General features: G+C 71.6%; 17 protein-coding genes. 11 read left to right on the top strand and 6 right to left on the bottom strand.

Annotation, left to right across the window (positions count from 1 at the left end; translation table 11 throughout):
- Positions 1–200 precede the first annotated feature (200 nt).
- Both AC0T5L_RS07035 and AC0T5L_RS07030 read right to left on the bottom strand, forming a co-directional pair.
- Positions 201–1,958 carry a substrate-binding and VWA domain-containing protein gene (locus AC0T5L_RS07035; RefSeq protein WP_476164566.1) on the bottom strand — a complete coding sequence of 586 codons (1,758 nt, stop codon included), beginning with the start codon at positions 1,956–1,958 and terminating at the stop codon, positions 201–203.
- 350 nt (positions 1,959–2,308) lie between these two features.
- On the bottom strand, positions 2,309–4,045 hold the full coding sequence (locus AC0T5L_RS07030) for a substrate-binding domain-containing protein (protein WP_476164565.1): 1,737 nt from the start codon (positions 4,043–4,045) through the stop codon (positions 2,309–2,311).
- A 401-nt stretch (positions 4,046–4,446) separates the two neighbouring features.
- On the opposite strand from AC0T5L_RS07030, the gene AC0T5L_RS07025 reads away from it, so the two are divergent.
- The 5 genes from AC0T5L_RS07025 (at position 4,447) to AC0T5L_RS07005 (ending at position 10,068) form a co-directional block, all read left to right on the top strand.
- Complete coding sequence (locus AC0T5L_RS07025) at positions 4,447–5,031, top strand: hypothetical protein (protein WP_476164564.1); 585 nt, start codon at positions 4,447–4,449, stop codon at positions 5,029–5,031.
- Positions 5,032–5,067: 36 nt separating this feature from the next.
- Positions 5,068–5,886: a TrmH family RNA methyltransferase gene (locus AC0T5L_RS07020; RefSeq protein ID WP_476164563.1), complete on the top strand. Its 819-nt coding sequence runs from the start codon at positions 5,068–5,070 to the stop codon at positions 5,884–5,886.
- A 157-nt stretch (positions 5,887–6,043) separates the two neighbouring features.
- Positions 6,044–6,961: a 2-hydroxyacid dehydrogenase gene (locus AC0T5L_RS07015; RefSeq protein WP_476164562.1), complete on the top strand. Its 918-nt coding sequence runs from the start codon at positions 6,044–6,046 to the stop codon at positions 6,959–6,961.
- Between the two features lie 93 nt (positions 6,962–7,054).
- Complete coding sequence (locus AC0T5L_RS07010) at positions 7,055–8,734, top strand: bifunctional 3'-5' exonuclease/DNA polymerase (protein WP_476164676.1); 1,680 nt, start codon at positions 7,055–7,057, stop codon at positions 8,732–8,734.
- A 155-nt stretch (positions 8,735–8,889) separates the two neighbouring features.
- Positions 8,890–10,068 carry a C40 family peptidase gene (locus AC0T5L_RS07005; protein WP_476164561.1) on the top strand — a complete coding sequence of 393 codons (1,179 nt, stop codon included), beginning with the start codon at positions 8,890–8,892 and terminating at the stop codon, positions 10,066–10,068.
- 478 nt (positions 10,069–10,546) lie between these two features.
- On the opposite strand, the gene AC0T5L_RS07000 is transcribed toward AC0T5L_RS07005, so the two are convergent.
- Both AC0T5L_RS07000 and AC0T5L_RS06995 read right to left on the bottom strand, forming a co-directional pair.
- Positions 10,547–12,349, bottom strand: a complete 1,803-nt coding sequence (locus tag AC0T5L_RS07000) for a gamma-glutamyltransferase family protein (RefSeq protein WP_476164560.1) — start codon at positions 12,347–12,349, stop codon at positions 10,547–10,549.
- A gap of 273 nt (positions 12,350–12,622) precedes the next feature.
- The gene (locus AC0T5L_RS06995) at positions 12,623–13,975 is read right to left on the bottom strand and encodes a hypothetical protein (RefSeq protein ID WP_476164559.1); all 1,353 of its coding nucleotides are present in this window, start codon (positions 13,973–13,975) and stop codon (positions 12,623–12,625) included.
- Positions 13,976–14,228: 253 nt separating this feature from the next.
- Between AC0T5L_RS06995 and AC0T5L_RS06990 the strand changes: the two genes are divergently transcribed.
- A complete protein-coding gene (locus AC0T5L_RS06990) occupies positions 14,229–15,194 on the top strand; it encodes a glycerophosphodiester phosphodiesterase (RefSeq protein ID WP_476164558.1) in 966 nt (321 codons plus the stop codon).
- A gap of 126 nt (positions 15,195–15,320) precedes the next feature.
- A complete protein-coding gene (locus tag AC0T5L_RS06985) occupies positions 15,321–16,559 on the top strand; it encodes an alanine racemase (protein ID WP_476164557.1) in 1,239 nt (412 codons plus the stop codon).
- Between the two features lie 75 nt (positions 16,560–16,634).
- Here the strand turns inward: AC0T5L_RS06985 and AC0T5L_RS06980 are convergent, their stop codons facing one another.
- Positions 16,635–18,227, bottom strand: a complete 1,593-nt coding sequence (locus AC0T5L_RS06980) for a beta-N-acetylhexosaminidase (protein ID WP_476164556.1) — start codon at positions 18,225–18,227, stop codon at positions 16,635–16,637.
- Between the two features lie 455 nt (positions 18,228–18,682).
- On the opposite strand from AC0T5L_RS06980, the gene AC0T5L_RS06975 reads away from it, so the two are divergent.
- From AC0T5L_RS06975 to AC0T5L_RS06965, 3 genes are all read left to right on the top strand, one after another.
- The gene (locus AC0T5L_RS06975) at positions 18,683–19,588 is read left to right on the top strand and encodes a DMT family transporter (RefSeq protein WP_476164555.1); all 906 of its coding nucleotides are present in this window, start codon (positions 18,683–18,685) and stop codon (positions 19,586–19,588) included.
- A 16-nt stretch (positions 19,589–19,604) separates the two neighbouring features.
- Complete coding sequence (locus tag AC0T5L_RS06970) at positions 19,605–20,849, top strand: glycosyltransferase (protein ID WP_476164554.1); 1,245 nt, start codon at positions 19,605–19,607, stop codon at positions 20,847–20,849.
- Between the two features lie 369 nt (positions 20,850–21,218).
- Entirely contained in the window at positions 21,219–21,548 is a 330-nt protein-coding gene (locus AC0T5L_RS06965) for a hypothetical protein (protein ID WP_476164675.1), read from the top strand.
- A 183-nt stretch (positions 21,549–21,731) separates the two neighbouring features.
- Here AC0T5L_RS06965 and AC0T5L_RS06960 read toward each other — a convergent pair whose 3' ends face one another.
- Positions 21,732–22,670 (bottom strand): LysR family transcriptional regulator, encoded by a 939-nt coding sequence (locus AC0T5L_RS06960; protein WP_476164553.1) that lies wholly within the window; start codon positions 22,668–22,670, stop codon positions 21,732–21,734.
- Positions 22,671–22,802: 132 nt separating this feature from the next.
- On the opposite strand from AC0T5L_RS06960, the gene AC0T5L_RS06955 reads away from it, so the two are divergent.
- A complete protein-coding gene (locus tag AC0T5L_RS06955; protein WP_476164552.1) occupies positions 22,803–24,131 on the top strand; it encodes a pyridoxal phosphate-dependent aminotransferase in 1,329 nt (442 codons plus the stop codon).
- The last annotated feature ends 6 nt before the right edge of the window (positions 24,132–24,137 follow it).

Raw genomic sequence — 24,137 nt, 5'->3', positions numbered from 1 at the left:
CCGAAGGACAGGGACATGTCACCCCCAGTTCCGTCCGGCGCTCCGTACCGCGGACACGCCGTGTCCGCGCGGTGGGAGGCCGGCGCCCGGCACGGCGGCGTCGCGCGCGGAGGGGGAGGAGCCGCGGCGACCGCGCCCCGGCACGGGTCCGGGCCGCGGCGCCACGCGCCACGGCCCGGACGCCGCTGGGGAACCGTCTCCTACTCGGGGTCCTCCTCGGAGATCCGCAGGGAGAACGCCTGGAGGAAGATGTCACCGATCTCGGTGGGGTCCTCCGTCATGTAGGCGGCGCCGCCGGTGGCCGCGGCGATCTCCTGGAGCGGCTCCAGGTTCTGCACGTCCGGTCCGAACGCGATCGTGATGATCGGGATCGGCCGGGACGGGCTCGCCATGTCGTTGATCTGGGACAGCAGCTCGTCCAGCTCCAGGCCGCCGGGGTTGTCGTTGTCCCCGTCGGTGAGCATGAGGATGACGTTGGTCCGGTCCGACCGGTAGGTGCTCGACATCTCCTGGTAGGCGGCCAGGTAGGTCTCGTAGAGCGCCGTGTCGCCCTGGGGCAACGGTTGGAGCGAGGCCAGCGCGTTCGTCATGGCCTCTCTGTGCGCGGTGCCGTCGTCAGTGGTCGCCTGGAGCTCGCGGATCGGCGTGATCTCCTGGTAGTGCAGGTCGTCGTTGACGTTGGTGGAGAACTCCCACAGACCCAGCTCCGAGCTGGGCGTGAACATTTGCAGCCCCTCCGTGGCGGCTGCGCTGGTCACCTGCATGCGGGTCATGCCGGTTCCGGGCACCTCGGCCATCATCGATCCGGAGATGTCCACGATCGAGAGCACCCGGGAGTCCATCTTGAGCTGGTTCCAGGAGCGGATCAGATCGTTGATCGAGCTGTCGGACGGAGTGGGCGACTCGGTGGGCGCCTCCTTCGTGAAGCCGACCTCCTCGGTGAGCACGGACGTGTCGATCTCGCCCTCGGGGCCGCGGAAGCCCTGTTCGAGGAGGCGTGCCCGGGCGTCGTCGCCGCGTACCTCCGCGCGAAACTCCTCGGCGGCACGGGTGATGTCGCTCTCCTCGCTGCGCACGAGGTAGGGGTAGTCGAGGTAGTAGGTGTCGCCCTCCAGGTAACTGGCCTGGGCGGTGGCGTCCGCGTGCGCGGAGTTGTAGCGCCACACGGCCTGCTCCGACATCACCATCATCGGAGGGGCGTCGGCGCCGCCGCCGCTGAGGGCGAGGAAGGCGGCGTCCTCGTCGGAGGACGCGCCCTGGTGCAGGGACTGTAGCGCGGCGGTCATGTACGTGTTGAAGGTCTCGGCGTCGGGGGTGGACTCCTCCAACGCGTCATGCAGCAGGTGGAGGGTGCCCAGGCCGGTGGCGCTGCGCGCGGGATCGACCACGCGGACGGCGTGGCCGGGCTCCTCCCCGGGCGCGGAGGTGGGGATGAGGTCCTGCCATGTGCCGGGATCCCCGCCCTCGTCGGCGAACTCGGCGAGCTCGGACAGGACCAGCGGCGAGCGGGCCACGGAGGTTCCGGTCTCGGTGACGACGGCGTCGCCCGCCTGGCTCTGCACCAGGCGCGGCCACATCGAGGAGTCCGGGATCCACACGTCGGATTCGGTGTCGCCCATGGTGGCCCCCGAGCCGGTGATGCCGAAGGCGACGTTGGCGGAGTCGACCTGGCGCACGTTCACGTGCACGCAGCGCCCGTCCACCTGGTGTTCCTCGGCGTTGAAGCCCGAGGCGACATCGTCCAGGGCCGGGGCCAGTTCGGGGCTGACCGCGACGTCCAGCGGGATGTCGGAGCCGCCGCAGCCGTCGGACTGGCCGAACATGTAGACGCCCCCCGCGGCCAGGCCGAGCACGATCACCAGTGCCGCGGCGAGGGCGGCGAAGGCGCCGCCGCGGCCGCGGCGGCGATTGGTACGGCGGGAGGGTTCTTCTGCGTATCTTCCGCGGTGACGTCCCACAGCTTTCCTCACGGGGTGGTGTACGGACGGGTGTCGTACAGGGGGGATGTGTTGGTGCGGGGCGGGTGGCGCGGGAGAGCCGCGCGCACTGGTCCGGGGGCGGACCGACCACACGTGTTACTGGTGGGAAACGGTACTCAACGGTTCATGCTGAGAGAATGCCGGGTGAACCGGACATGCGTCGGCGAAACCGGAGGGGTGCCGAGGCGAACCTGAGCACAGCGCCGGTTACCTCGGGAAATTTGGTCTGTTCCGGGCGTTCCTGCTTTTCAGAAGTAGCCGGACCGAAATTTGATTCTGATATCCAATCGAGACCGTCCCGCGTCGGGGTCGGAGCTGGTCCGGCCAACCTAGTTGTCGCACTCGGGCACACACAGCCGCCGCGAGATCGAGCTGAGGAAGATGTCGCCGATCTCGTCGGGATCCTCGGTCACGAACAGCGATCCGCTGGTGGCCGCCGCGATCTGGCGCAGCTCGTCCTCCTCCGCCTGGGCACCGAAGGCGATGATGAACGTGCTGACCGGACGCTGGGGGTCGAAGCGGTCCTGCAACGCCGCCACCAGCTCCTCGTGGGAGATGTCGCTGGATCCCTCGTCCTGTCCGGCGGTGAGCAGGATGACGCTGTTGATCTTGTCCTCGTGGTAGTCGTCCCGCACCTCGTCGTAGGCGGCCAGGATGTTGTCGTACAGGCGGGAGCCGCCGCCCCGTACTCCGATCTCCTCGGCCACGTCGACGAGCTCCTGCCTGCGGGTGGCCTCTCCGTCCCCGTCGGTCGCGCCCAGCTGGTGCATGTCCGCCGCCTCGTCGCGGCCGCTCCCGTCGTACTCGTCCGACATCAGCCACAGGCCCATGTCGGTCTTGTCGGGGAACAGCGTCAGACCCGTGAGCGCCGCCTGCTGGGCGACCTCCATCCGGGTCCGGTCTCCGTCGAGGTCCTCCGCCATGTTCGCGGAGGTGTCGGCGAGCACCAGGGTGCGGCTGGGCATCGACAGCCGGTTCCAGTCGGTGACCGACGCCAGCAGGGCGTCCCCCGTCAGGTCCCCGTGGGTGGGCGGCTCCTCGGCGATCAGGCCGGGCTGGTCGGCGAGGGACGGTGACGCGGTGCCGTTGGGATCGCGAAAGCCCAGCTCCCGCAGGCGTGAGCGGTAGGAGTCCTGGCGCAGTACCTCGTGCAGGTCGGCTGCGGCCGACCGCAGCGAGGCCACGTCGGTGGTGGTGACGTAGGGGTAGTCGAGGCTGACGGTGCCCTCCACGGGGTAGTGGGCGTCGAGCCGGGGCGCGGACGGGGCGCGGCTGCCGTTGTAGGACACCACGGCCTGCTCGGGGACGACGACCACCGGGTCGACACGCTCCTCGGCGGCGGCCGAGCCGGTGTGGAAGGTGCCGAGGTCGATCTCGCCGAACGCGCTGTCGAGCTGCACGTCGCGGACGAAGTCGGTCATGGCGGTGTCGGCCTCGTCGCCGCTGCCCAGGTGGCGCCGGACGGCGTGCATGACGGTCATGCCGTCGACGCCGCGGTTGGGGTCGACCATGACCAGCGGGCGCTCGGGCTCGCGTTCGCCGGGCAGGACCAGCGTCCAGCTGGTGTCGTCGGGGGCCGGCATGCCCTCGGTGCCCTCCGGGGCGGCCAGTACCACCGGTGAGCTGGCCAGGGACGGCGGGTCGGTCCCGATGCCGTGCGTACCGCCCTCCGAAACACGGGCCAGCTCGACCCAGGCCGAGGACTCGGGCACCCACACGTGCGGCGCGATGGTGGAGTCCCCGGAACGGCCGCCGGACAGGGCGGTCATGATGCGGTGCGGCGCGATCTCGTCCACCTGCGCGTACACGCACTCGTCGCCGTAGCCGGGATGGTCGTCGTTGAACTCGTTGGCGGCCTCGCGCAGCACGGGCGCCAGGCTCTGGGTCGCCGACACGCGCAGGTACCGGGTCTCGCCGCAGTCGAACACGTCCAGGCCGACTGGAACCGCGACCGCGGCGACGGCGACGAGCGCGACGACGGCCGCGGTGATGCCCAGTGGTGACCCGAGCGTCCTGCGGGTGGTCGTGGCGGTCGGTGAGGCGAGTCGGTGGCGTCCACTGGACACGGGCACTCCGGGGGGCGTATCTGTGTCCGGCTTCCGTCCGGTGGCCGCCCGGAAGCCGGTGGTGCACGGGGTGGCCTCGAAGAGTGATATCCCGCACACGCGGCAGGGAAGGCGAGAACCGACACGCGCCCGGCGGTGTCACACGAAGTGGAGGGTGAACCACCACATCATGAGGCGCGAACGGTTCCTGTGCAGGACCTTACTCGTTGGTAACGCGCCAGCGGAAGGGCTGTCCCCGCCCCGCGGAGCGGTTCCTGGCGGCCTGAACGGAGTGATCGCTTTGTTACGGTGCACATCGGGGAGCGCCCGGGGCTCCCCGCTAGGCTGTTGCCTCCGCGTCCGCACCCGGCCTCCATTCCCCGGCTGACGCCCCGTAACACCGACCCCCGAGGGTTTTTGGCATGTCCCCATCTCATCGTGACCACCGGAGCCGCGGCACGCTCGGCACCGTTCTGCTCGCCGGCGCCTGCTGTGTCGGGGCGGCCGCCTACGGGGTGATCGTCGGTCCCTCGATGATGCCGCCGCAGGACGTGCAGACCGCCACCGCGATGAACACCCAGGTGGGCCCGGACACGGAGGAGGCCGAGGAGGTCGGGGAGAAGGGGCCGGTCGGGCACCTACAGATCCAGGTGAGCGATCGCGGCCGGGCCTGGGTGCAGACACTGATATGCACCGGGGACCTGGAGGAGGACTCCGCCGTCTGCGCCGAACTGGCACAGGCCGCCGAGGAGTTCCACGAGGGAGCCGGCGGACCGGTCGACGACGAGGACGCCGATCCGACGGAGGCCGCGGACCCGGGCGGCGACCAGCTGTTCACCGAGGTGCGTGACGGAACCGTGTGCACCGACGAGGTGTACGGCCCCCAGGAGGCCACCATCGTGGGCACCTGGGAAGGCCAGGAGATCGATACGACCCTCACCCGTAAGGGCTCCTGCGAGGAGGCGCGCTGGCAGCGCCTGCGCCCGCTCACCGACCAGATCAGCTGACTCCCGCACCTTCCGGACGGGGGATAATCGTCCTCCATGGACGTCATCAAGGTCAGTGACCCCGCGGACCCGCGCCTGGCCGACTACACACGCCTGCGCGACGTGAACCTGCGCCGCCACCTGGAAGCCGAGCACGGACTGTTCATGGCCGAGGGTGACAAGGTGATCCGTCGGGCCGTCGCGGCCGGGTTCGCGCCTCGCAGCTTCCTGCTCACCGAGCGCCGTGCCGAGGCCCTCGACGACGTGGTCGCCGCCTCCGACGCGCCGCTGTACGTGGTCAGCGAGGACACCGCCCAGCGGCTCGTCGGCTTCAACCTGCACCGCGGCGCGCTGGCCGCCTTCCACCGCCGGGCTCTGCCCCCGCTCGGGGACGTCCTGGCCGGAGCGCGCACCATCGTCGTCCTGGAGGACCTGGTGGACCACACCAACGTGGGCGCCATCTTCCGCAGCGCGGCCGGACTGGGGGTGGACGCGATCGTGCTCGCGCCCCGCTGTGCCGATCCCCTCTACCGGCGGGCGGTCAAGGTGTCCATGGGGGCGGTGTTCACCCTCCCGTACACCCGCATGGACGATTGGCACGGCGGTCTGGACACCCTGCGCGAGGCCGGGTTCCACCTCATGGCGCTCACCCCCGGCGAGGGCTCCCTGCCCATGCGCGACGCCATGGCCGCTCTCGGCCCCGATGACCGGGTCGGGCTCCTGCTCGGGACCGAGGGCGACGGCCTGTCCTCCCGCTGGCTGGAGCGGGCCACCGCCCGGGTGCACATCCCCATGGCCGACCGCGAGGTCGACTCCCTCAACGTCACCGCCGCGGCTGCCATCGCCTGCTACGAGCTGGCCCGCGCAGCGGGGTGAACCCGGAGCTGGGCCGTTCGCTCGTGCGGTGACCGGGAACGTTGCAACAGACACTAGGAACCACCCCGCCGACAATGCCGGTACGGGCAAGATCATCGCCGTCGGGGCGTCCCGCTAGGGTGGCGCCTGAGACGGACCGAGGGGAAGGAAGCGGCAAATGGGCGGCCGAGCGCTGGTGCAGTGGGAGCAGAACAGGGACAACGCCCCGGACTCCCTGAAGGCGGACCTCTACCCCGGAGGGCCCGCTCCCGCCAGCGGCCTGGACGAGGTGGCCTTCTACCAGGTGCCCTACACCCCCTCCACCCAGAGCGCCGACGAGCGACTCGACATGATCGCGCGGATGCCGTCCCTGAAGGTGGTCCAGCTCCTCTCCGCCGGGTACGAGCACGTGCTCCCGCTGGTACCGGAGCGCGTGACCCTGTGCAACGGGCGCGGGCTCCACGACGCCAGTACCGCCGAGCACGCCCTCTCGCTCATCCTGGCCGCCCAGCGGGACCTGCCCCGGTGGGCGATCGCGCAGAAGGAGCACCGGTGGGACACGGCCCAGCTGCGCTCCCTGGCCGACTGCCGAGTGATGATCGTCGGTTACGGCAGCATCGGCCAGGCCATCGAGAGCCGCCTGCGGCCCTTCGAGACCGAGGTCGTGCGCGTGGCCAGCCGAGCCCGCACGGACGTGCACGGCATCGACGAACTGCACGCCCTGCTGCCCGAAACCGACATCGTCGTGCTGGTCACCCCGCTCACCGAGCTCACCCGCGGCCTGTTCGGCGCCCCCGAGCTCGCCTTGCTGCGCGACGACGCGCTCGTGGTGAACGTGGGCCGCGGACCGGTACTGGACACCCGCGCCCTGCTGGCCGAGAACGGCCGCGTGCGGGCCGCGCTCGATGTCACCGACCCCGAGCCCCTGCCGGAGGACCACCAGCTGTGGAGCGCCCCCGGTGTGTTCGTCACCCCGCACGTCGCGGGCGGGGCGGCCGCGTTCTACCCGCGCGCCCGGGCCTTCCTGGACGCCCAACTCGCCCGCTGGGCAGCCGGGGAGGAACTGGCCAACGTGGTCCGCCCCGGCGCCCGGTAGGGAGTGCCCGTTCCTCTTCGGGGCTCCGCTCCGCCCCTCCCCATGGCGTGTGTGAGCCGTCCTGTCGGTGGTGGGGAACATACTGGGCACATGTTGCGGATCGCGGTGGCCTCCGACGGCGAGGGCGGCGGCTGGCTCCAGGAACTGGACGAGAGCCCCGGCCCGGTCCGCCGCGTGGCCGACCTCGCCGCCGCGGTACGCGAGGCCGAGCACGCCCGTCCCGAACCGCCCCGATGGGTGTGGTCGGCCGGCGAGGACGTCTACCCCGACCTCGTCCGCGCCGGGGTGAGGGTCTCGCGCTGCCACGACACCGCCCTGACCGAGGCCCTGCTCCTGGGCCACCACGCCCGCCACGGCGAGGCCTCCTCCCTGGGAGCCGCCTGGGCCCGTCTGCACGGGCTCCCCGTCCCCGACGACCCCGCCCGCCCCCTCGGGGAGGGCACCACCGCCCAGCCCGCCCTCTTCGAGGCGGACCGCTCCACCCTCCCCCCGGGCACCGACCGGATCGCCGCCCTGGCCGAGGTCCACACCGACCAGCTTCGCCGTGTCGCCGAACTCCCCGAACCCGGACGCATGCGCCTGCTCGCGGCCGTGGAGTCAGCCGGCGGACTCGCCGCCGCGGAGATGAGCCACGACGGCCTGCCCTGGCGTCCCGACGTCCACGACGAGATCCTCACCGAACTCCTCGGCCCCCGGCCACCGTCCGGACAACGTCCGCAGGTGCTCGCCGACCTCGTCACACGCATCAGTGAGGCCGTCGGCCGCGAGGTCAACCCCGACTCGCCCGCGCAGATCCTCAGGGCGATGGCGTGGATCGGCCACCCCGTCGAGTCCACCCGCTCCTGGGTCCTGGAGGGGGTCGACCACCCCGTCGTCCCGCTCCTCCTGCGCTACAAGGAGCTGGCCCGCCTGCACTCGGCCAACGGCTGGGCGTGGCTGGAGACCTGGGTGCGTGAGCGTCCCGGAACCGACGGCCGACGCCTGGGCCGCTTCCGGCCCGACTACGTGGCAGGCGGAGTCGTCTCCGGCCGCTGGGCCACCCGGGGCGGTGGCGCCCTCCAGATCCCCAAATCGGTCCGGCGGGCCGTCCAGGCCGATCCCGGCTGGGTCCTGGTCCGTGCCGACGCGGGACAGATCGAGCCCCGCGTGCTCGCCGTGGTCTCCGGGGACGGGGCCCTCGCCGAAGCGGCCGCGGAGGAGGACCTGTACGCCCGCCTGGCGGTACACGTGGGCGGCGACCGCGAACGCGCCAAGATCGGCATGCTCGCGGCCATGTACGGCCAGACCTCCGGTGACGCCGCGCCCCTGCTGGCCACCATGCGCCGCCTCTACCCGCGCGCCCTGGACTACGTGGACTCCGCCGCGCGCACGGGCGAGGGCGGCGGCATCGTCCGCTCCTGGCTGGGCCGCACCTCGCCCTCCCCCGGAGCGTGGGCCACCACCGGCTCCGGTCCCGACCACGAGCGCCGCCGCCGCGCCCACGGGCGTTTCACCCGCAACTTCGTGGTCCAGGCCACCGCCGCCGAATGGGCCCTGGTCCTGCTCGCCGCACTGCGCCAGCGCCTGCCGAACATGCCTGAGGGCGCCGGGATCGTCTTCTTCGTCCACGACGAGGTCGTTCTGCACGTGCCCGCCGACCTCGCCGGGGAGACGGTGCGCGCGATCGCCGAAGCCGAGGCCCAGACCCGTGCCGTCCTCTTCGGGGACACCCCGGTACGCTTCCCCCTGTCCCCAGTAGTCACCCAGAACTACGCATTTCTCACCAACGGTTGAATGACTGCGAAATGGACGTCTGGTATCGGACGGCGTGGACTTCTTGCAAAGTCGCCCGGGTGCGCCCATTCTTGGACGCGGACAAGTTATCGACAGGCCGTACGTCGCAGGGGTTCCCCCGCCCCGGACGGCTCACAGAAAGGTGAGATCCCCCCGTGCGGAGCCGTTTGAGAACGTGTGTGGGTACCACGGCGGCCTTCGCGGTCGCCTTCACCGCGCTCGGGGCCGCCCCCGCCTGGGCGGACCCGGTGGTCGATGACCGCCCTCCCATCAGCGAACAGACCGTCCCCGACCCCTCCAGCGGCACCGACCCCCGTCAGCGGGGTGAGAAGACCACCGGTCAGTCCCCCGACGTCTCCGACGTCTCCGAACTCCGGCGCGACGCCTACGTGGCCCCCTTCCGCAAGGCGCGCAGCATCGAGTACTTCGCCGCCGCCCCCCGCGGCCTGTCCCCGGAGGCCGTCGCGGCGGTCCGCAGGATCGACGGTGTCGAGAGCGTCCTGACCGTCGACGCCGCCCGAGTGGAGATCGACGGCGAGCCCACCTCGGTGCTGGGCGTGAACCCCTCCACCTTCCGCAACCACGCCCCCGAGCCCTCCGCCGAGTCCGACGAGATCTGGCAGGGCGTGGCCGAGGGCCACATCGCGCTGTCCAACGACGCCGGCACCGAGCGGGACCTGAAGGTCGGCAGCGAGGTCGCCGTGGCGGGCGGCCACGGCGAGGTCCCCCTGGAGGTGTGGACGCACGCCACTTCCGGCATCGCCGGGATCGACGCGCTGGTCTCGCGCCAGCGCGCGGCGGAGCTGGGCATGCCCAGGGGCAACGCCCTGGTGGTCTCCGCCTCCGACGCCGACCTCCAGGAGCTGCACGAGGCCCTTGCCGAGGCTCTCGGCGATGACGCCTCCCTCCAGCTCGTCGCGGACGCTCCCGAACCCCTGGCCGCCGGCGAGGCCGTGCCCTCCTCGGTGGTCGACCAGGTCATCGCCAACGCGGAGAGCCAGATCGGTGTCCCCTATGTCTGGGGCGGCACCACCCCGAACGTCGGGTTCGACTGCTCGGGCCTGCTCCAGTGGGCCTTCCGCGAGGCGGGTGTGTCCATCCCCCGAGTGACCCACGACCAGTGGAACGCCGGACAGCGTGTGGCCTTCGACGACATCCAGCGCGGCGACCTGCTGTTCTGGCGTACGGACCCCACCGCGCCCGACTACATCTCGCACGTGGCCATCTACCTGGGCGAGGGCATGATGCTGGAGGCGCCGCGGACCGGGCTGGACGTGCGTGTCACCCCGGTACGGACCGGCGACTACGCGGGAGCCGTGCGCGTCAACACCTGAGGCCCGGCCCTCTTCACCGCCCCTTCCGGCCACCGCGCCGGCCGGGGCGCTCCCTTCGCGTTCGGCACGCCCCGGCCGGAGCGGGGCGGCGGCACCGAGGGGCCGAGGCGACCGGGAGCAAAGAGGGTGGGCCGTGGAGTCACCGCGCCGGTGGCTCCACGGCCCACCCGTTTCTCCTTGTCCGAAAAACCCAGCCGGGAGGGGAAGGCAGGCCTCGGTTAGGAGGGGGAACAGGGCCGCCGCTGAGGGAGGGGGAGACAGCGTACGAACCCTGATGTGTGGTATTGAGTTCTGACGGAACGCGTTCGGGAGCTCTCCCGGAGTGCCGTCGCACAGAGTCTACATAAGCAGTGACCGGGCGATTTGGCAAGAGCTCGGATCAAGGCAGGTAAGCGCTCTCAATCCTTCCATGGCGATCATCCTGTCCAACACCGCGCCGGTTTCCGTACTGTTCCGTCTTCTTCCAGGTCAGTGGTGGTCAACGCCCGGCCGCGTACCCCTGTACACCCCGTGCGTCGGCGGCGGCGCGCAGCTCACCGGACTCCGGGTCGCGGGCGACGGCGGCCAGGCGCCCCAGCGTCCAGTCCTGGACGACATCCACCCGGTGCCCGCGTCGGCGCAGCTCACCGATGGCCTCCTCGCCCACGCGCGGCTCCACGACCAGGCCGCCCGGAACCGTCTCCCGGGGGTGGAAGGAGCTGGGGAAGGCGGTGGTGTGGAACATCGGTGTGTCCAGGGCCTCCTGGAGGTCGTCCACCCCGTTGAGGATGCGCAGCAGGGCGGTGAACGTCCACTGGTCCTGCTGGTCGCCGCCCGGCGTGCCGATCGCCAGGACCGCCTGGCCGTCCTCACGGGTGACCAGGGTGGGGGACAGGGTGGTGCGGGGACGCTTGCGGGGCGCCAGCGCGTTGGGCGAGGACGGGTCGAGCCAGAACATCTGGGCCCGGGTGCCCAGAGGGAAGCCGAGTGAGGGGATGACCGGGGAGCTGCTGAGCCAGCCGCCGCTGGGCGTGGCCGAGACCATGTTGCCCTGGGCGTCCACGACGTCCACGTGGCAGGTGTCCCCGCGCAGGTCGGCGGGGCTGGAACCGGACGCGTCGCGCACCGTGGGCTCACCGGTGGTGCGGTCCGCGGGGATCTGACCCGGCACGTACAGCGGCGGTTCGAAGGGGACGCGCGTGCCGACGCGGCCCGGGCGCTGTTCCATGCTGGCACGGGCCCCGTCGACCAGGGCGGCGCGGCGGGCGGTGTAGTCGGCGCTGAGCAGCTCCTTGAGGGGGACGTCGACGAAGTCGGGGTCGCCGTACCAGGCCTCGCGGTCGGCGAAGGCGAGCTTGGCGGCCTCGGTCACCCGGTGTACGAAGTCGGCGCTGACCCCGTCGAGGACGCCGTCGCCGGTGCCCAGCGCCTCGGCGACACGCAGCTGCTGGAGCATGGTGGGGCCCTGTCCCCAGGGGCCGGTCTTGTGCACGGTGTGGGAGCCGTGGGAGACGCTGGCCGTGTCCTCGTAGGAGGCGTTCCAGTCGGCCATGTCCTGGGCGGTGAGCAGGGCGCGCTGGGGTTCTCCGGAGCCGTCGGGAACGGGAGAGGACAGGAACTCCCCGACGGACTCGGCGACGAAACCCTGGGACCAGGCACGACGCGCGGCCTCGATCTGCTCCTCGCGGTCGCCTCCGGCGCCCTCGGCCTCGACGACGACACGCCGGTAGGTGGCCGCCAGGGCGGGGTTGCGCAGTCGGGAGCCGGGCCTGGGAGCGGTGCCGTGGGGGAGGTAGACGGCGGCGGATCCGGACCAGTACCGCGAGAAGACGGGGGTGAGGGTCTCGACGACGGCGGCGATCCGCTCCAGGACGGGGTAGCCGCGCTCGGCCAGACCGATGGCGTGGTCGAGCACGTCGCGGACGGTCATGGTGCCGTGGTCGCGCAGGAGCAGCATCCAGGCGTCGAAGGAGCCGGGGACGGTGGCGGCGAGCACACCGCTGCCCGGGATACGGTCCATGCCCGCGTAGGCGTCGACGGTCGCGGCGGCGGGGGAGACGCCCTGGCCGCACAGGACCCGGGGGACGCTCCCAGCGGACTGGAAGACGACGGGAACCTCGCCGCCGGGTCCGTTGAGGTGGGGTTCGACCACCTGGAGGGTGAAGCCGGCCCCGACCGCGGCGTCGAAGGCGTTGCCGCCGCGTTCTAGCAGGGACATGCCGGTGGCGCTGGCCAGCCAGTGGGTGGAGGCGACCATACCGAAATCGCCGCGGAGTTGGGGGCGGGTGGTGAAACCGGGCATCTGAGCGGGTCCTCCTCAGGTGTGGGGGCGGCGGGGGCGCCGTCGCGCGGTCCGGGCCGGGGTGCCCCGGGTGGGGGCGGCAGCCGGATGGGGGTGACTGTGGTCACCCGGGCGCGGACCTGAGGCGACGGTACATCATGAGTTGTCCCGTGAGCGGCCCCATGTCCGGTTCGGCCCCGGTCCTGTCTCTCACCGGGTCCCTCACAAGAGGAACCCGGGGATGGCATCGGTGTCCAGCCCCGGGTCGGTTCGGCTCAGCAGGCTACTCGGCCCTCAGGAGGTCTCGGCCGGGAAGCTCCACGGCAGGGACTCCCACAGCTCCAACCACTCCTCGGCGCCGATCGGCTCGACGGCCGGGGCGGGACCGCCCTTCTCCGGCGGGTGCGACACGCCGTCCGCGTTCTCGCCCGCGTGCTGTTCGGCCTCCCGGACGAGCTCGGCGATCAGTGGGGAGAGGTCGGAGATGACCCTCTCCACCTCGGTGTGCGCCAGCTCCAGGTTCCGGGCGCACTCGTCGACGGCGCTGGTCTTGTCGCCTTCGTCGCCGTAGTACCAGACGGTGGCCAGCAGGCGGTCGAGCTCGGCGGCGCCGAGCTGCTCCCCGGCGCCGAGCTGCTCCCCGGTCAGGACCTGCTCGGTGAACCGCACGCTGGACGGGGTCATCTCGACCCGGCCCATGGTGGTCTCCCCGGTCTCGAAGTTCACGAACCGGTCGGTGACGCACTCCTTGATCTGTCGGACCCTGACGGCCTCGCCCCGCTCGGCCGGAGCCTCGGCCTCCGCCGGGGCCTCCTCCACGGCCTCCTCGGGAGCGCTGCCCTCGCCCTGTTCGGCGGGGGCCTCGGAGGCGCCGGGGGACTCCGGGGCCTGCGGGACGTCGGACGGCCGAGGGCTCGCGGGACGTCCGACGGGGGCGGTGCCCACGGCGTCCGCCGGAGCGCCGTCCGCGACCCCGTCGACGGGACCGGCGCCCTTCGCGGGCGCCTCGGTTCCGGGCTCCTTGGCCGAGTCCTCCTCATCGGCGGATCCGCCGACCTCCTCCGCGGGCCCCTGCTGGGCGGGCTCCTCCTCGGCCGCGGGCTTCAGCGGGGTCAGGGACTCCGCCATCCGGACCAGCTCGCCGCTGCCCCACCGGTCCGGCTGTAGGTGCATGGCCACGGCCACGCCCGGCTCCTCCAGCCAGAACAGGTCGCCGGTCTCCCGGGACAGGTAGGCCTCGCTCCTCAGGGCCTCTCCACGGGCCAGGCGTTGCAGCGTCCCCTCGGACAGGTGGCCGTACCGGACCGCGCGAAGGTCGTCGAGCTGCTGGAAGCGCTCCGAGCGCAGTACGGCCACCCGGCCGAACAGCTGGTCGGGTCCCTGGATCCAGGACAACTGCGACTGCCTGTTGCCCATCCGGTCCGTGATGGAGGAGGCGTTGATCCCGTGCCCCTCCAGACCGTCGGGCAGATAACCGATCTCGTAGCCGTCAAGGCTGTACGAGGAGACGCTCTGGCTCACCACCGGCCAGCTCTGCGTCCGTGTGTCCTTCTCGTCGGCCACCGCTCCTGGGAGTCCGACCAACCCCGACGACGCGATCGTGGCGGCGCCGACCAGCGCGACCCACCTCGTGTGGTGCTTGCGCATGAGACTTCCTTCCCATCGACTACTCCTAGTGATGGTTGCAGGCTCTCCGTAATCAACAAGAGGTTGGAGAGTCAAAAAACGTACATGAAGTAATCAAATGGATGCATAAAGTGAGAATGTCGTCGAACTTGCGGGACCGCCACCGGATGATGGGCAGCGGATCACCAGCTGCTCCGTGCACGGTAACCACGTGGTTGCCAGGCGCACTCAGTCTGGGGGCAGTCGCCCAGTTCACGCGCACTTGGGAGGTCCGGTGCAGCGCATCGGGATCGTCGTCGCAGTCGTATCGTTCACCGTCGCCGTCAGCGCGAGCCCATCGTCCGCAGCACAGGCCCCCGAGCCTTCGGGGCCGAACAACGACAGGCACATATCCGTCGAGTACTCGCCCTCCGGACGGCATCTGACCGCAGTCGCCCACCGGGGAGCCGCCGGACACGCCCCCGAGAACACCATCGCCTCCCTCGACACAGCTCACCGGCTCGGGGCCGAGGCCGTCGAGGTCGACGTCCAGCGCACGGCGGACGACGTCCTCGTCCTGTCCCACGACACCACCCTGGAACGCACCACCGACGTGGAGGACGTCTTCCCCGACCGAAGTCCCTACCGGATCAGGGACTTCACCATGGCCGAGATCCGGCGGCTCGACGCCGGATCGTGGTTCGACGCCTCCTTCGAGGGCGAGGTGGTCCCCACCTTCGCGGAGGCCCTCGACCGGATGGAGGCCCTGGATCTCGGCCTCTTCCTGGAACTCAAGGAGCCCGAGCTCTACCCCGGTGTGGAGAAGGAGATCGCCACCGAGCTGGCCGAGCGCGAGGAATGGCTGGAGTCAGGCCTGTCCGGCAGGTCCCACCGCGTCGTCGTGCAGAGCTTCGACTGGGGGTCGGTACGCCGGTCCAAGGACCTGCTGCCGTCCGTGCCGCACGCCCTGCTCGGCCGGGTCCCGGAGAGCCGGATCTCCGAGTTCACCTGGGCGGAGATGATCAATCCCAACCACACCACCATCGACTCCGCGTACGTCGAGCGGGTGCACGACGAGGGGCTGGAGATCATGCCCTACACCATCAACGAACGGCCCCGTATGGACACCGTCCTCAAGTGGCGGGTCGACGGGTTCATCACCGACTTCCCCGACGTGGGGCAGGAGGCCATCGACGCCCACCGCGCGGAGGCGCGGCCCACCGTCAGTATCACCAAGCCGCCTCTGTCCGTGTTCGGCTGACCGCGTCCTGGCCATCGGTCCGGACCGGTGGGATGATCGGCCCGGCCCACACCGAGGCCCCGCCCCGGGCGAGGCACCACCGAGGCATTCCCGGGGCGGGACACTGAAGCAGGAGGCGTACACCACGTGAGCGACCGGCTGGCCATCCCCCGGGAACATGTCGACTGGCGTACCAAGGGCCTGTGGTGGACGGGCGAACCGATCACCCTGGAGGAGTTCGCGGCCCGCCGCGACCACCTGTTCACCGGCCCCTTCACCTGGCCCCTGATGGTGTTGCGCGCCTCCGCGCTGGAGCGCAACATCGCCGCGCTCTCCGACTTCGCCGCGCGCCACCGGCTGCTGTTCGCCCCACACGGAAAGACCTCCATGGCGCCGGCCCTCATCCAGCGCCAACTGGACGCGGGCGCCTGGGGGATCACCGCAGCCACCGCCAACCAGGTCCTGGACTTTCGCCGGTTCGGCGTGCGCCGGATCCTGCTCGCCAACGAACTGCTGGACGGCCGAGTGCTGCGCTGGGTGGCCGCCGAACTCGACCGGGACCCCGGCTTCGAGTTCCTGTTCTACGTGGACTCCGCCGAGGGTGTGGCGGCCGCCGCGGGGGCCGCCGACCGGCCCGGCGGCCGCCCCCTGCGGGTGATGGTCGAACGCGGGACCCCCGGCGGGCGCACCGGCTGCCGCACCCGTGCACAGGTGCTCGCGGTGGCCCGCGCCGTCGCGGAGGCGCCCGGCCTGGAACTGGCCGGAGCCGCGGGCTACGAGGCACCGGCCGGCGGCGCCGACGGCGTCCGCGGGTTCCTGCGCGAACTGGTCGGGGACGCCGGGGCCCTGGCCGCCGAGCACGGGCTGCGGCGACCGGTGCTGTCAGTGGGCGGCAGCGCGTGGTTCGACCTGGTCGCCGAGGAGGTCGGCGGCCGTGAGGACATCGTCCCGATCCTGCGCAGCGGCGCCTACGTGGCCCATGACGACGGCCTCTACCAGCGCACGACCCCCTACGGCCGCCTGCCTGAGGGGCCCGGGGCACTGACCGGGGCACTGGAGTTGTGGGCGCAGATCATCTCCACCCCGGAGGACGGGTCGGCGATCGCCGCACTGGGCCGCCGCGAGGCCAACTACGACCAGGGCTTCCCGGTCCCGCGCCGGTTGCGGCGCGCGGACGGAGGCACCGTGGCGGCGCGGGGCCTCGAGGTGACCGACCTCAACGACCACCACGCCTACCTGAGCGTCCCGCCGGGGCTGGAGGTCAGCCCCGGCGACCTGGTCTCCTTCGGGGTCTCGCACCCGTGCACGGCGTTCGACCGCTGGAAGGTCATCCCGGTGGTGGACGACGGGGACACCGTGGTGGACGCGGTGGCCACCTACTTCTGAGCCCTCACGGACAGTCGGCCGGTGACCGGTCGGGGCCGGGCCCGCGGTTGGTCCGCGTCAGGAGCCCTCCGCCCGTCAGCCCCAGCCGGTGACGCCCGGACGGGTGTGCCACGGGCGCGGCCCGTCCAGCGGGCGGTACTCCACCCCGGCCGCGTCGAGCCGCTCCAGGTGCCGCCTCAACCGCGGCTCGAACTCGGCGTAGTCGCGATCCCCGGTCGACCACACCTGCTCGGCGAAGGCCGACAACCTCGGAAACACCATGTAGTCCAGCTTGCGCGGTGTGTCGATGTGCTCGGTCCACACGTTCACCTGCGCGCCCAGGACGTGCCCGGCCTCCTCCTCGGTGAGGTCGGCGGGCACCGGTTCGGCCAGGTAGACGTCCTCGGCCCGCAGCAGTGTTCCCACCTTGACCGGCTCGTCGGGGGACTCCGACTGCCTGTAGTCCAGGTAGGAGGTGCGGGTGGGGCTCATGACCACGTCGTGCCCGGCACGGGCAGCGGCGATACCGCCCTCCTCCCCGCGCCACGACATCACGGTCGCCCCGGGCGCGACCCCTCCCTCCAGGATCTCGTCCCATCCCACCAGGCGGCGGCCGCGTGAGGTCAGGTGCTCGTCCAGCTGGCGGATGAACCAGCTCTGTAGTTCGTCCTCGTCGGCCAGCCCCTGTTCCTTGATCCGCTTCTGCGCGGACTCGCTCGCCTTCCACTGGGCCTTGGGGCACTCGTCGCCGCCCACGTGGACGTAGGTGCTCGGGAACAGCTCCATCAGCTCGTCGAAGACGTTCCGGTAGAACTCCAGGACACCGTCGGTCACCGCGAGCACCTCCTCGAAGATGCCCCACTGGGTGCCCACGGGGATCCGTCCGCTCTCGCCCAGCTCGGGGTAGGCGTGGATGGCGGCCTGCGAGTGGCCGGGAACGTCGATCTCGGGAACGACCGCCACATGCCGTGCGTCGGCGTAGGCGACGATCTCGCGGATGTCGTCCTGGGTGAAGAAGCCGCCGTGCGGACGGTTGTCGAACACCGGCGGATCGGTGGCGCCCAGCTGGCTCTCGGTCCGCCAGGAGGCGTCCTCGGTCAGCTTCGGGTAGCGGAGGATCTCCACACGCCAGCCCTGGTCGTCGGTCAGGTGCAGGTGCAGCACGTTGAGTTTGTGCATGGACATCAGGTCGATGAACCGCAGCACCTCGCGCTTGGGTACGAAGTGGCGGGCCACGTCCAGCATCACGCCCCGCCAACGGAAGCGCGGCGCGTCGGTGACGCTCACCGCGGGCAGGGTCCACTCGGTGCCGCCCAGCGGGGCGTCGCGGTAGGCGTCGGCGGGAAGCAGCTGTCGGAGGGTCTGCGCGCCGTAGAACACCCCGGCGGGGTCGTTGCCGACGACGATGGCCCCCTCACCGTCCACTATCAACCGGTATCCCTCGCGGCCCAGGCCCGCCTCGGCGTCCACGCTCAACCGGATCTGGGCGCTGGCCTCGTCACCGGTGGCCAGGGGCAGGCCAGTGGCCGTCCCGAGTTCACGCTGGAGCCACATGAGCGTGCCCCGAGCTTCGGGATCGGCGGAGACCCTGGTCGATGCGGTGAGGGCGAGGCCCCCGGTGTCGCCCTCGACCGCCGTGATGGGACGGGGGATAACGGGACGGCTGGAGAAGGGGGAGGTGTCATGCACGGGGACTGCTCCTATCCGGTCTAGACCAATACCGGACATAGTGTCACGAGCTTCCGCGGAGACGCACCCTTGAGGACTATCGGTCGTTGGGCCCGGTCGTATCGGGACATCCCCCTACCCGCTGCCGACCCGGACCCCTCCCTGCTGGGCCCGCCCTTTCGGGGAGGCGGTGAGGAGCGGGGCGGGTCGGTGGAGCGGGGCCGAAACCGCGGTGAGGCGGACGCGCGGAAGTGGAGGCCCTCCGTCCGGGAGTGGTGCCCACACCACCCCCGGACGGAAGGCCGGGGTCGGGTGAACACCACCCACGGACGGGGGCTGGCGTTATCGCCCCGCCGTGACGCCTCTCCGTACCGTTGTGGCCGTAACCGCGGCCGGGGTGCCGCGGGCCGAGGCCGAGCGTCAGGGGATGCGGCGATGCAGGGGAGACGGAGGACGTCCGCGAGGAGCACCGGGCGGTGGCGCTGATGCTGCTTTCGGTCCTCATCGCCGTCGCGGGGGCGTTCGCCCTGGCACTCGGCTCCGCCCTACAGGAGCGTGACGCCGTCCGCGCTCCGGGCAGCCAGGTGGCGCGCGCGGGCTTCCTGCTGCACCTGCTCCGCCAGCCCCGCTGGGTGATCGGCAGTGCCGCCGCGGTCCTCGGCTCGCTCCTGCACCTGGTCGCCCTCAGCGGTGCTCCGCTGACCATCATCCAGCCCATCGGCGTGACCGGCCTGCTCTTCGCCATCGTGCTGTCGGCCGTGTTCAACCGGCACAGGGTCGGCCTCTCCCGGATCATCGCCGGGGCCGCCGTCATGGTCGGCCTCGTCGGAGTGCTCTCCCTGTTTCCGCACACCGCCGACACCCCCGCCATGACCACGGGCGTGGCGCTGTTCCTCACCGGGGCGGCCCTCGGCGCCGGCGCCCTCGTCCACCTGACCGCGCACTGGATGAACAGCGCGGCCCGGGCCATCCTGCTCTCCCTCGCGGGCGGGACGGCCATGGGCACCACATCGGGACTGGCGCGGGTCCTCACCGCCAACGCACACGAGGACTGGACGAGCCTGGCCAGCTGGCTGGCCCCGCTCGCCCTGGTCACCGGTGTCTTCGGTGCCCTGCTGATGCAGAACGCCTACCGGACCGGGCACTTCTCCGCCGCCTACGCGACCCTCCTGGTCACCGATCCGGTGGTCGGGGTGGCCATCGGCGCCCTGCTCCTGGGGGAGGGCGCACCGGGGAGCCCTCCCACCCAGCTGGGCGCGCTGGCCTTCACCGGCCTGGCGGTCGCCGGGACCGTCGCGCTGGCGCGGGCGCGCCACCGCAACCCCGAGGCCCCGAGGAGCCCCGGGCACACCGAAACCACCTCCCGCGCTCCCACACGCTGAACGAAGGAGTTCCACCATGGCTCAGCCCGACCGGCCGCTGCGTGTCCTGATCGCCACCGACACCTATCCGCCCGACGTCAACGGCGCCGGGTACTTCACCAGCCGCCTGGCCGAAGGACTGGCGGAACGGGGGCACCGGGTCCACGTGGTGTGTCCCTCCGAGAGGGGCGAGCCGTACGTGACGGTCAACGGCGCGGTGACCGAGCACCGGATGCGTTCGGCCCCCATACCCTTCCAGCCCAGCATGCGCGCCGCCGTTCCGCTGGGGACGGGCGGGCACATCGCCAGGCTCGTGCAGCGCCTGGACCCCGACGTCGTGCACGCGCAGAGCCACTTCCCGCTCAGCCGGTCGGCGGTACGCAAGGGCCGGGCGGCCGGTGTCCCGGTGGTGCTGACCAACCACTTCATGCCGGACAACCTGTACGCGCACGCCCGGGTGCCCGCTCCGATGCAGACGGCGGCGGGGGCGCTGGCCTGGAGGGACATGGTCCGGGTGGCCGGTGAGGCCGACCACGTGACCACGCCGACGCCGCGCGCGGCCCAGCTGCTGCGGGAGAAGGGGTTCGCCCGTACGGTCGAGGCCGTCTCGTGCGGGATCGACCTGGAGCGGTTCCGTCCCCGGGCCGGGGACCGGGCGGCGGCGCGCCTGAGGCTCGGCCTGCCCGACCGGGACACGATCGTGTTCGTGGGACGGCTGGACGAGGAGAAGCGGATCGACGACACGATCCGGGCGCTGGCCGGGATCGTGCCGGAGCGGGACGCCCAGCTGGCCCTGGCGGGGATCGGCCAGCGCGAGGAGGAGCTGCGCGCGCTGGCGGCGGAGGCGGGGGTGGCGGACCGGGTGTTCTTCCTGGGGTTCGTGCCGGACGAGGACCTGCCGCTGGTGTACGCGGCGGGGGACGCCTTCGCCATCGCCGGCGTGGCCGAGTTGCAGAGCATCGCCACCCTGGAGGCGATGTCCACCGGCCTGCCGGTGGTGGCCGCCGACGCGATGGCGCTGCCGCACCTGGTGGAGGAGGGGCGCAACGGGTTCCTCTTCCCGCCCGGTGACGTCATGCGGCTGGCGGACCGTCTGCTGCTCGTGCTCGGTCCGGAGGGGAGCCGGCGTGCCATGGGCGCGGCCAGCCGGGAGCTCGCGCTGCGGCACGACCACCATCGGTCGCTGCGGCGGTTCGAGGACGTCTATACGCGCTTGCGGGGAGTGTCCCCGGTGCCGCTGCGGACCGGGAGGGAGGCCGCCGGGCGGCCGGTCGCGGTGTGAGGCGCGGGCGTGTGCTCGGCGGGGCACTGCCGGGGCGGCCCGTGGCCGGGGCCGGGCGTCCGCACCTGCGCGGGTGTGGACGGAGTGCTCCGTGTACCCCCGAGAGTGATGGCGTGTTGACTGTGACATGACGGTCGGCTGATACACGGGTGCCCTGTCCGCCGGGTGCGGTTCGTGTTCCCGAAATGGCCTGTGAGCGCCCTGCGCGCCGTGGGGCGGTGGTCGTCGCGGGGGCATTCCGTGGCGTGGCACTGCCCTTCCGGTGCGCCTGAAATGTTCTATTTGTGGTGGTTTGTACGCTTTGCCACTTTCCGTATTCTTTGCGTAGCGACCTGTGATGTTGTCCCCATGCAGGAAACACCAGATGTTGTGTGGTTCGAAGGAATCAGTGCACAGTCCGGCCGACGCCGGATCGCTCGTGGTGGCAACGCCGCCGAGGGTCTCACCGAACGGCTCGTCAGCGCTGAACGTGAGGCGGGGTTCCATGAGCGCGACATGTCGGTGTTCGAACGCGAGCGCATCGATCTGGAACACCGGGTGAACCGGATGGAAGCCGAACTGGAGGCACTGCGAAAAAGGAGACTGGAAACCTACGCACGATGGTGGAACGCCCGCGACGACCGTGACCGGGCACTCCATGTCTGTCGCAGACTGCGCCGCCGGATCGACCGGACGCGCCGCAAGGAAAACCAGGAGTGAACGCCGCGGGATGCCGAACGGCCGAACACCATCCGACAACAGAACACGATTCACTCGACGTGTGGCCCGCCCCCCGGTGGGCCACACGTCGTTGCGCACACGCCCTCGTCGAAGCGGTGGCCGACAGGGTTACCCCGACCCGGTCCTCACCCGGTCAGCGGCAGGGAGGGCCCACGCCACTCCCTAGGCGACCGTGGCCTCGATGACCTCCTCACCCACCTGCCGGGAGGCGTCGCGCAGAGCGTCCAGGGTCACGTGCACCGCCGGACGGCGCGCGGCCACCGAGCGCACCACCGCGTACACGTGCCGCTCGGGTGCGGAGGAGGGCAGGCCGCGGTAGACCAGCCCCGCCGGTCCGCCCGCCATCGCCAGGGCCGGGACGGCGGCGATCCCGATGCCGCGCGACACCAGGCTCAGAACCGTTCCCAGGCCCTCGAACTCCCAGGCCGACGCGGGCAGGCCACCGACCTCGGCCATGAGCCTGTCCATGCCGTAGCGCGAGCGCTCGCTCTCGGGCGTCACGATCCAGGACTCGCCCAGCAGGGACTCCAGCACCACGGGCACGGTGGGATCGGCCAGCGGATGTTCCTCGGGCACCGCCAGCACCATCGGATCGCGCATCAGGTGGATGTGCCGCAACCCGCTGTCAGGCCCGCGCCCCGGGTGCTGTCCGGACCAGTCGTCGACCAGCGCGATGTCCACCTCTCGGGAGCGCACCTGCTGGGTCCCCGCCGCCATCAGGGTCTGGCGCAACAGCAGCTGCATCTCCTCGTGCTGGCGCAGCGGCGGCACGAGCAGGGGCGCGAACGCCACGGCGGCGGTCGGGAACGCTGTGACGACCACCACGCCAAGGGCCAGGTCGGACCGCTCCGCGAGCACCGACTCGGTCGCCTCCACCAGCGCCAGGATGTCCTCGGCCTGAGCCACCAGGAGCCGTCCGGCGTCGGTCAGTTCGGCGCCCCGCGCGGAGCGGTCCAGCAGTGCCACGCCCGTCTCACGCTCCAGTGTGGCCAGTTGCTGGGAGACCGCCGAGGGCGTGTAGCCCAAGGCGTTCGCGGTGGCTGCGATGGTGCCCCGGGTGCTGAACTCACGGAGAACCTGAAGGCGGCGAACGTCGAGCATAAGAACATCTTACGCTAAGCATCGAAAAGACTCGCTTGTGCTGATGGGCAGGGCTGGGCAGGGTGTGTGTAAGACAGGCCGTCACCGCAGGTGCGGCCAAGCAGCACACGACAAGCCGGAGATGAGTCATCGATGACCGTCACTGTGTCCGCGACCCTCGCCGTAAACGAAGCCCTCGCCGAGAAGCGCCGCCAAGGGGTCCGCGTGCTTCCCCTGGGCTTCGGTGAGGCCGGGCTCCCGGTGCACCCGGTCATGCGCGACCAGCTCACCGCGGGTAACGGTGTCAACGCCTATGGTCCGGTCGCCGGGTCGGGGGCCCTGCGCGAGGCCGTCGCCGGGTACTGGGAGCGCCGCGGGCTGCCCACCGACCCCGCGCTGGTCATCGCCGGTCCCGGAAGCAAACCGCTCCTGTACAGCCTTCTGCTGGAGATCGGCGGCGACACGGCGATCGCCGCGCCCAGCTGGGTCAGCTACGCCGCGCAGAGCCGCCTGGTGGGCCAGCGGCCCGTCATGGTCCCCACTGCCACCGGCCAGGGCGGCGTACCCCAGCCCGACCTGCTGCACGCCGCCGTCACCGCCGCCCGCGAGCAGGGCCGTACGGTCAACGCCGTCGTCGTCACCCTGCCCGACAATCCGACCGGTACCGTGGCCAGCGCCGAGACCGTCCGCCGCCTGTGCGAGGTGGCCCGCGAACTCGACCTGGTGGTCATCTCCGACGAGATCTACCGCGACCTCGTCCACCTGGCCAACCCGGGCGAGGAGCCCGTCGAGGTACACAGCCCGGCCGAGTACGCGCCCGAGCGCACCGTCATCTCCACCGGCCTGAGCAAGAACCTGGCCCTGGGAGGCTGGCGCATCGGTGTCGTGCGCCTGCCCGACTCCGAGATCGGCCACCGCCTGCGCGACGGGCTGCTCGGCGTGGCCAGCGAGATCTGGTCGTGCCCAGCCGCACCCGTCCAGAAGGCCGCCGCGCACGCCTTCGCCGAACCCGCCGAACTCGTGGACCACATCGACCGGAGCCGCCGACTGCACGGAATCGTCGCGGCTGCGGTCACCAGGGTGTTCACCCATGCGGGTGTGGCCGTCTCCGTGCCCCGGGCGGCGTTCTACCTCTACCCCGACTTCGAACCGGCCCGTGAGCAACTGGCCGCCCGGTACGGCGTGACCACCGGTCCGGAGCTCACCGGGCTGCTGCTGGACCGCTTCGGCATGGGCGTGCTGCCCGCCGCCGAGTTCGGGGAGAGTTCCGCGACCCTGCGCATGCGGGTCGCCACCAGCCTGCTCTACGGCGACACCGAGGAGCGCCGTTACGCCGCGCTCGCCGCCACCGATCCGCTGACACTGCCATGGATCCGAGCCCACCTCGACCGCCTCGCCGAGGTCCTGGACGAGCTGCTCGCCGAGAGGCCCGGTCCCGTCCTCGCGCAGTCCCGGGCATCCGCGCCGCAGGCGGTCAGCTAGGACCGC

The organism is Nocardiopsis sp. TRM 82005 (assembly GCF_056312425.1).
Note: the sequence above shows the minus strand (reverse complement) of the source record. Positions and strands in the feature narration are given on the sequence as shown.

Bases quoted from the DNA above. Each gene is read 5' to 3' on its own strand.
- AC0T5L_RS06960 (WP_476164553.1), bottom strand. From the start codon at position 22,670: ATGCTCGACGTTCGCCGCCTTCAGGTTCTCCGTGAGTTCAGCACCCGG.
- AC0T5L_RS07000 (WP_476164560.1), bottom strand. From the start codon at position 12,349: ATGCCCGGTTTCACCACCCGCCCCCAACTCCGCGGCGATTTCGGTATG.
- AC0T5L_RS06995 (WP_476164559.1), bottom strand. From the start codon at position 13,975: ATGCGCAAGCACCACACGAGGTGGGTCGCGCTGGTCGGCGCCGCCACG.
- AC0T5L_RS07020 (WP_476164563.1), top strand. From the start codon at position 5,068: ATGGACGTCATCAAGGTCAGTGACCCCGCGGACCCGCGCCTGGCCGAC.
- AC0T5L_RS07025 (WP_476164564.1), top strand. From the start codon at position 4,447: ATGTCCCCATCTCATCGTGACCACCGGAGCCGCGGCACGCTCGGCACC.
- AC0T5L_RS06955 (WP_476164552.1), top strand. From the start codon at position 22,803: ATGACCGTCACTGTGTCCGCGACCCTCGCCGTAAACGAAGCCCTCGCC.
- AC0T5L_RS07015 (WP_476164562.1), top strand. From the start codon at position 6,044: ATGGGCGGCCGAGCGCTGGTGCAGTGGGAGCAGAACAGGGACAACGCC.
- AC0T5L_RS06970 (WP_476164554.1), top strand. From the start codon at position 19,605: ATGGCTCAGCCCGACCGGCCGCTGCGTGTCCTGATCGCCACCGACACC.